The organism is Allobosea sp. FG18 (assembly GCF_057809495.1).
The window spans coordinates 1-6,843 of the sequence record NZ_JBMDKB010000058.1 but is presented as its reverse complement, the minus strand read 5'-3'; the positions used below and the strand labels follow the sequence as shown (position 1 = coordinate 6,843).

Below are 6,843 nucleotides of genomic sequence, written 5' to 3'. Positions count from 1 at the left end.
GAACAGGTGGCCGGCTTCGTTTCGGAATCAATGGCCGGCTTCATCGGAATACGCAGGCAGAACGCTGCCGGCCGCATATCCCCAGCCATTCGGCAAAAGGAATTCCGTATAGACGGCGCTGCTCTCCCTTTCAGCGCGTCCGTACAATTGATGAGTGCCGAAGAAACCATGGTGCTTGGCTTCGATACCGCGCTTCAAACGAATATTGTCGTCCTAAGCCGCACGATTGGCCAGGAACGCGTCGAAGAAGCGCTTGCCCTCGTCGGAACCCGTCCAGCGGGTTATTCCGCGCGCCGTCGTCGTGAAGATGATGCCGCCGAAGCAGCCTGCCAACCGTGCGATGTCATGCAGCACGCCCGGCCACAACTCCGGCACGATCGCCGCTTCGTAAATGCGTTCGACGAGTGCTTCTTGATCCGACATGCAGCTTCGCGAGCCCGTTCTGCCCAGTCAAACCGCCAAGGGAGCCAGCCGCCGGATGAAGTCCGCCTGCGAGCGGCATCCTGTCTTCGCCAGCACTTTCTTGATCTGGCTGCGAACAGTCTCTCTGGTCACGCCGCGCGACGCTGAAAGCTCGTCGGCCGTGAGCCCTTCGAGCAACCCGTTCGCGATGGCCGCTTCGGCACGCGTCAGGTCATAGAGCTCGCAGAGGAGCGACGTTTCGATCCGCAGGGTTCGATCCGCGGTCGTGACAACCAGCATCGCCTGCGCCCGCGAGAAGATGTCCAGCGCCTGCCGGCGGATCGGCAACACATGGATGATGAAGGCCGGTCGGTCGTCCTTGTTCGGAACCGGGATCGAGCGGGTATCGCCAAGACGATCCTGCGCGAGTTCGGCAAGGGCCTTGAGCAGCAAGGTATTCGCTCGGTCGTCGTCCAGGGCTATCTTGTCCCGGGCGCGGATGATGACCTGCCCCAGGAGCGTCTCGAAACTCGCATTCATCGCCGATACGCTGCCCTTGGCATCGATCAATGCCGCCGGCGACCCGGCCCGTTCGAAGGAGGCCAGACTGGCCTGCGCGCGCTGCATCTGAAGTTTCGAGGCGAGCACGGCTGCCCTAGCCAGGTGAGGACGAACTCCATCGAGAACCGCGACCTCGCGGCGGGATACAGGCCCGAGTTCCAACTTACGCTCCAGCGTGAAGACAATGTTCTCGCCGGACGACGCACGGACATGCGTCGCGGTGCCCCAGCCGAAGCCCTCGGGGCGGAGGAAGTCCGTGTACATCGGGGTCTTGTCCATCTCCTCATCGGAGAAGATGTCATGGTCGGTGATGAACCCCGTACCGCCGTGGGCAAGTAGCCCCGCCATGCGGGCGTTCCGGTTCATCCAGCCCTGCTCCATGAACCGCCCGAAAGGTGCTTCGAACTCCTTGCAGGTGACCCAGTTGGTGCCGAGATCGGAATGGGCGAACAGGAGCCCACCGGTGCAGCCCGCAAGCTGGGCCAGTCGCGCGATTGCCGTAGGCCATACCTCGGGAACCGCAGCGGCTTCGTAAAGCATCGCCACGGCATCGCCGAACTCATTCGCATCCAGCATCAAAATCCGCCCCAAGTCGCCCTTCGTTGATGTGGCAGCGTGGCAATTTCGTCAATCGTCACCCTGCTGGGTGATGCACCGAGCGGGCTTCCAACCGACGGTTAGCCACGCGAATTCCTGGCCGTTCTGGGGAGCGGTGAATGTCGGGCATGCTTGGACCTACGTTGCGCGGGGCACGAATAATCCCATCTTCTCTGGTTCACGGGCCGGACTGCGGCACGGATCACCGTCTCAGGCTTGCATCACTCTGGGGGGCCGATACCTTCCAGCCATCAAAGTACTCCTCGATCACACTTGCCCACACCCAAAGGGATTTGAACAATATTGGTCGACTCCGATACGAACTGTTCGTGGAACGGGATCACAAGGCGTACGCGGCTGACCACAGCAATAGTGTGTTTCTTGAATCGATCGACAATCTAAGTCTGAACATTCAAGCCGTTGATGCAGATCACGAGAAATGCCTTGCGGCCGTCCGACTCACGCGAGGCCAGGACGGGATGGCAGATCGACAGCTCGCCGCCATCTTGACCAATTGCGAGGTCGCGAGACCGCCATACGCCAATTGCGTGCTGCTCTCGCGCCTGACCGTGCGCCCGGAACCTAGGGCTCGATCCTGCATCACCGATCTGATGCGTCACACGTATTCCCTGGGACTGCGGCAGGGAGCCCGGTACGCGCTTCTCGCTACGCGACCATCGTTGATTCCGATGTTCCGGCGGTTCGGAAGCGTACCCACGGGGCGACACCTGCATGACCCCGTCGCCAGCGATCTTGAGATTCTGGTTCTCGATCTACTCAACCGCGATCACCTCGCGGCGGTGTCGTCGCCGCTCCTGGCAGAGCTCGACGCCTTCCTGACCATCCTCACTCCCGACACCGACGAAGGCCTGCTCCGATATGCTCCCACATAGCACCGATCCCCGCTTTCTCCTCCTGCTGGAACAGATCGAAGGCGCTCAGAACAGGTTTGCCGACCTGCTGAAGTCCTATCTGGAACAGCATGAGACGACGGAAGAGCAGTACGTGCGTTACTTGTCCTTCCAGTACCACCTCACTCGGGACGTGCAGCGATATTTCATGGCAATCGCGGCCCATCCTGATCTTGCCAAGAGGAGGAAGCTGCGAGCCTTCCTCGTAAACTTCGCGAATGAGGAGGAGCTGCACTATCTCGTCGCAGCCAACGACCTGCACAAGATCAACAAGGTGCCGCTCGCCATGCCGTTCGACGTGGAACTCTGGCACGCCTACTTCCAGTCGATTGTGACGACGCGACCCTTCGTGCGCATGGGAGCGGCGACCGTGCTCGAGAACATATCCGATGGGAACGCCAAGCAATGGGGCAAGAAGGCCCTCATGGGCTCGTTCCTGACCAGAGAGAACACGAAGTTCCTTGTGCTTCACCAGCACGAAGCCTTGCCTCACGGTGATCAGATTCTGGATGCCATCGCGGGCGGCAAGCTTGAGGACCGACACTACGACGACCTGATCGAGGGCGCGAGGAAAGGCACCATCCTCTATCTCCGGATGGCTGAGTGGGCGCTGCGTCCGCAATCCCTCGCAAGTCTTGCGGACAGCAGCCAGACCTCTCTCGACGGCGACGAAGCGGCGAAGATCGAGGCGTTCGAGATGTCGGACCTCGATGACGATGCCTCGACCAATCGAGCGGCGGCTTAAGAATGCTCTGACGAGCTGGGGTACCTGTGACAGAGGAAGGCGTACCGTTACCTGGGACGTTCCCGGCCGTCGCCCCGGAACGCGCGCCGCTGGCCCGTGCGGTGATGGCCGATCACTCAAATGATCACGCCCGCGAGGTGGTCGCGTCGCCGTTTCAGCACGAAGCTGAGCTCGCGAGCACGAACGAAGAATTTGACCATGGACGCGCGGATTAAAGCGTTGATGCAACGAACCGTTGAAAGAGGAGGGAAAATCATGCTTCGGATGTTGTTGATCGCGCTCGGAACCGTCGCATCTGCATCCATAGCCGGGGCGCAGTCGGATCAGGCCAACAGGGACCGAGCCCGTGCAGAGGTTCATGGAAGCTACAAGCCCTCATCCGACCAGTCAGTGATGATGAAGCTCACACGCGGGAACTGCGGTGCCCTGGCGGCCGGGGGGATCGTGGCCTATCTCATTGGAGCGCCGAAGGAACTCATCGCAACGGCACTCACGACGAAAGAAAGGGGCCTGGCTCGGCATGCTGTTGAATTCGCCTGCCACAGGCAGGGCCTTGATGCCAAAGTCAGTGACCAAGTTGCCGTCAGGCTGATCCAGGTAGCCCAGTGTCACAACACCAGTGCGGTCGATTTTATCGAACATAACCAGAATTATGTTTGCGACGCGCTAGGAGAGATTGGAAAGTGTCGGTAGCAGCGGATTGCAGCGACCAAAAGCCAAACTCGACTGATGAGCTGAGACAGTTCCTATTTGAACTTTCTCAGCTATCCTTATGGCGAAGTTGCAGAAACCAATGATGCGGGGCAAGCGAGCGAGCCCCGGTTCCGCGCCTCGCAGGCCAGCCAGAAAGCTTGCTCAGAGCGCAATGCCCGGCAGCCCCAGCTCGGGCGGCGGCGATCAACCGTTCGCCGTCGGCGCGCCAAGCCGACAGGCAGCGCCCGGGATGCCGCCGAACGTCCTGTTCCAGGCGAAACCGATCCGTGTCGTCGGCGATCGCGAAGAAGCTCTGCAATGCCAGGTCCCGGGCGATGTCGAGATGTGTCCCGAGCACAGGACACCACGGTCGCCCTGGGCTTCGCGTACGCTTCCATCGATCGGTGGCGCGGGCGGCGCGCTCGCCGCAACGCAACCAGACACCGACGCCATCGACTTCGACGCGGCGCGCATATTCCGGGCATGGGAATATGCCGCTCGATCGCCGGATGACGTAACGACGCAGATCCCGATGCCGAACGCACCCTGCTGCAACGCGCGAGGAAGTTCATGAACTTGAGTGTGACGGCTCGGTCCGACCTGCTCGGGGCGCTTGGCCTTCACGCGGAATGGCGCGCGTCACTTCGGCCACCGCCTGTCGCGATGGATGTCGACGGCTTCGACGATGGGGAGGATCGGTCTCCTCCCGTGCTCCACCGCCTGAGCGAACGTCTCCGGGCGAGGAGCGAGACTGTCGATAGCGGAGGATAAACGATCAGAGGGAAAAGGCCGGGCCGGGCACTGGCCCTCTTTTTTACGATACACCGAATGTTACACCTCCTCGCTCGGCCATCCGCGCTGAACCGCTGGTCGGGAAAGCCCTGTCCGGCGGGCGATGGCCGCCTTCGTAATGGGCTCTCCGGCCTCCCCGGCAGCCGCAATGGCTTCGCGGATCGTCGCGGCTGAACTGGCCTTGCGGCGGGACGCGGCATAGCGGCCTCCGACCGCCTGGCGGGCCGTGACGCCGGCCACGCCTTCGACTTCGTTGGCGCAAGCCCCACAATCCCGCGCAGCATCCCGCCGGCAGCGGCTGGGATCCCAATGGTCCGCAGCATAGGTGACGACGCGGTATAGAATAGCTTGCGCTTGTTTCGGGGAGGCAGCCATTGCGCTGGCGCGGCCGACGAGACTGCGGAACAGCAACTCGGCCAAGGAATCTCGGTCCTTCCCCCGGATCGCGCCGATATAGACCGGATCGGACGCATGATCGAACTCGCGCAACGTCTCGTACGCCCATTCCTGATAGGTCGTGAACAGGATGTTGCTGGCCTTTCGGTCCGTTCCGGAGAGGGCGGCGGCACTATCCCGGATCATCCGATCCCGGCTGGTGCTGGTATCCACCCATCCTGCCCATTCCGTGAGCGGGAGGAATGCGGTCTCGTTCCAGGCCCGGTACGTCCAGAAAGGACTCAGCGGATTCTTGATCCTCATGGCATTCGCCAACGCGCCAGGGTCTGCGCCAAGCGGCAAGAGCCTCTTTGTCATTCCGGCGTGGACGGCTCGCGACAACGCCATGACATCCCGGCGGCAACGCGGATCATCGGCGAACCATACTCCCTGATTGAACGGAAGCAGGAAAAGGGCATGCGGGCGCTCGATGCGGCCGTTCTCATCCTCGAAGCCGACGACCGCGTTGGGCAGGCAAGGAAGCCCGAGTTCTTCAAACTCGTAGCGAAGTGCCTCCCAGGAGGGGAAGACGTGATCAAGATCGATGCGGAAGGCACTGCGGACTTCCCGGTTGAGCACGATCCATGGTTCGTCCAACCCAAGTATCTTCGCGTCGGTCGCGGTCATGATGTCCTTCGCTCGGCCGCTTTGAAGGCGGGAACCCCGCGGCGCGGCATGGACGATCCGGCGCAGAACATGGCTTTCGGCGGAACGGAGACCTGCTTCCCGAAACGGCGCGCGCATGCGTCCGCCGATTTCCCCGCCGTGGAAAACGAAGCCCTCGGCAAGGCGCTTTTGGATCAACTCACGACGCCGAAGGGCGCGGTCGACGAAGACCCTGCTCTCGTCGATCAGAGGCGCGCTGGAACTCCGGGTATCACGCCACCCAGACATGACATCGCGAAGCCACTGAGCCTCGCTCCATCGCGTCTCGAAATCGCGAACTGAACCAGCGGCCGGCGCTGACGAGTCCGCCTTGTCAACAAGGTCCGAAGCGAGGTTGGAGTTCGATCGGCTGGGAATATGTCCCAGCCGGGGGCTCAACCGCCGTTACGGCGGGGGAAATTGACCTGTACTGCCCCGGTGACCATCATGGTGCCTGTTCCTGTACGCCGCCCGCAGAAGCCCCAACCTCAATGATGAGCAGCATCTTTATGGTCACCGCCGGCGGTGACCGGGGCAAGCCCCTCGTGACGTTTCGGAGCGGCGAAGCTCTTCGGGAACCAGGCCTTCAATTTGTTGACACCAGCAGGCTCGCCGTACACATGAATGTGCTCAGGTATGTGCACACCGATTTTCGGCGCGGAACGATTTTCGAAGCCTCGTCAATTACTTAAGGGATGAAGGCCGGTTAGCGCCCGTCACCGCCCACCATGACCCCGACACCGAGGGTATCCGGCGATCAGGAGCGATCCCTGCGCCGCTTGGCAGCGGCATCAAGCCGGGCAATCCGGCGGATCGCTTCGTCGACCCCGCTCGCACCGACCAGCTTGAGGGGGTCCAGTGGATGGACGGCCTGCGCCAGCGCCTGCCGCACCGGCGCGGGGAGGCTATCGAATGCCGCCCAGCGATCCGGCGTCAATTGCCGCTTTGGAAAGCGTTGCCGCTTCATGATCTGCCGATCGGATTCGCCTGCGAGGAAACAGGCTCAAGATGGCCATGGTCAGGTCCGCCGACAATGACCAGCGCTGCGCCCAAACGAAAACC

General features: G+C 61.9%; 10 protein-coding genes. 5 read left to right on the top strand and 5 right to left on the bottom strand.

Annotated elements, in window-relative coordinates:
- Positions 1-27: 27 nt before the first annotated feature.
- From ACODTJ_RS28810 to ACODTJ_RS28800, 3 genes are read right to left on the bottom strand one after another with little or no spacing between them, the layout of a single operon-like run.
- The gene (locus ACODTJ_RS28810) at positions 28-198 is read right to left on the bottom strand and encodes a hypothetical protein (protein ID WP_488851626.1); all 171 of its coding nucleotides are present in this window, start codon (positions 196-198) and stop codon (positions 28-30) included.
- Positions 199-213: 15 nt separating this feature from the next.
- Positions 214-423: a hypothetical protein gene (locus ACODTJ_RS28805; protein WP_454657282.1), complete on the bottom strand. Its 210-nt coding sequence runs from the start codon at positions 421-423 to the stop codon at positions 214-216.
- A gap of 27 nt (positions 424-450) precedes the next feature.
- On the bottom strand, positions 451-1,539 hold the full coding sequence (locus ACODTJ_RS28800) for a helix-turn-helix transcriptional regulator (RefSeq protein ID WP_454657283.1): 1,089 nt from the start codon (positions 1,537-1,539) through the stop codon (positions 451-453).
- Positions 1,540-1,679: 140 nt separating this feature from the next.
- Between ACODTJ_RS28800 and ACODTJ_RS28795 the strand changes: the two genes are divergently transcribed.
- The 4 genes from ACODTJ_RS28795 (at position 1,680) to ACODTJ_RS28780 (ending at position 4,483) form a co-directional block, all read left to right on the top strand.
- A complete protein-coding gene (locus tag ACODTJ_RS28795; protein ID WP_454657284.1) occupies positions 1,680-2,453 on the top strand; it encodes an N-acyl amino acid synthase FeeM domain-containing protein in 774 nt (257 codons plus the stop codon).
- On the top strand, positions 2,440-3,216 hold the full coding sequence (locus ACODTJ_RS28790) for a hypothetical protein (RefSeq protein WP_454657285.1): 777 nt from the start codon (positions 2,440-2,442) through the stop codon (positions 3,214-3,216). The genes ACODTJ_RS28795 and ACODTJ_RS28790 overlap by 14 nt, the downstream gene beginning before the upstream one ends.
- Positions 3,217-3,414: 198 nt before the next feature.
- On the top strand, positions 3,415-3,909 hold the full coding sequence (locus ACODTJ_RS28785; protein ID WP_454657286.1) for a hypothetical protein: 495 nt from the start codon (positions 3,415-3,417) through the stop codon (positions 3,907-3,909).
- Between the two features lie 250 nt (positions 3,910-4,159).
- Complete coding sequence (locus ACODTJ_RS28780; RefSeq protein ID WP_488851623.1) at positions 4,160-4,483, top strand: hypothetical protein; 324 nt, start codon at positions 4,160-4,162, stop codon at positions 4,481-4,483.
- Positions 4,484-4,740: 257 nt separating this feature from the next.
- Here the strand turns inward: ACODTJ_RS28780 and ACODTJ_RS28775 are convergent, their stop codons facing one another.
- Positions 4,741-5,763, bottom strand: a complete 1,023-nt coding sequence (locus ACODTJ_RS28775; RefSeq protein ID WP_454657287.1) for a replication initiation protein — start codon at positions 5,761-5,763, stop codon at positions 4,741-4,743.
- 48 nt (positions 5,764-5,811) lie between these two features.
- Here ACODTJ_RS28775 and ACODTJ_RS28770 point away from each other — a divergent pair, with 48 nt between their 5' ends.
- On the top strand, positions 5,812-6,084 hold the full coding sequence (locus tag ACODTJ_RS28770; RefSeq protein ID WP_454657288.1) for a hypothetical protein: 273 nt from the start codon (positions 5,812-5,814) through the stop codon (positions 6,082-6,084).
- A gap of 454 nt (positions 6,085-6,538) precedes the next feature.
- On the opposite strand, the gene ACODTJ_RS28765 is transcribed toward ACODTJ_RS28770, so the two are convergent.
- A complete protein-coding gene (locus ACODTJ_RS28765; protein ID WP_454657289.1) occupies positions 6,539-6,748 on the bottom strand; it encodes a hypothetical protein in 210 nt (69 codons plus the stop codon).
- Positions 6,749-6,843: the final 95 nt, after the last annotated feature.

Excerpts from the sequence above, each read along its gene's own strand:
- ACODTJ_RS28805 (WP_454657282.1), bottom strand. The coding sequence starts at position 423 with ATGTCGGATCAAGAAGCACTCGTCGAACGCATTTACGAAGCGGCGATC.
- ACODTJ_RS28790 (WP_454657285.1), top strand. The coding sequence starts at position 2,440 with ATGCTCCCACATAGCACCGATCCCCGCTTTCTCCTCCTGCTGGAACAG.
- ACODTJ_RS28785 (WP_454657286.1), top strand. The coding sequence starts at position 3,415 with ATGGACGCGCGGATTAAAGCGTTGATGCAACGAACCGTTGAAAGAGGA.
- ACODTJ_RS28775 (WP_454657287.1), bottom strand. The coding sequence starts at position 5,763 with ATGACCGCGACCGACGCGAAGATACTTGGGTTGGACGAACCATGGATC.
- ACODTJ_RS28780 (WP_488851623.1), top strand. The coding sequence starts at position 4,160 with ATGCCGCCGAACGTCCTGTTCCAGGCGAAACCGATCCGTGTCGTCGGC.
- ACODTJ_RS28770 (WP_454657288.1), top strand. The coding sequence starts at position 5,812 with ATGGACGATCCGGCGCAGAACATGGCTTTCGGCGGAACGGAGACCTGC.
- ACODTJ_RS28795 (WP_454657284.1), top strand. The coding sequence starts at position 1,680 with ATGTCGGGCATGCTTGGACCTACGTTGCGCGGGGCACGAATAATCCCA.
- ACODTJ_RS28765 (WP_454657289.1), bottom strand. The coding sequence starts at position 6,748 with ATGAAGCGGCAACGCTTTCCAAAGCGGCAATTGACGCCGGATCGCTGG.
- ACODTJ_RS28800 (WP_454657283.1), bottom strand. The coding sequence starts at position 1,539 with ATGCTGGATGCGAATGAGTTCGGCGATGCCGTGGCGATGCTTTACGAA.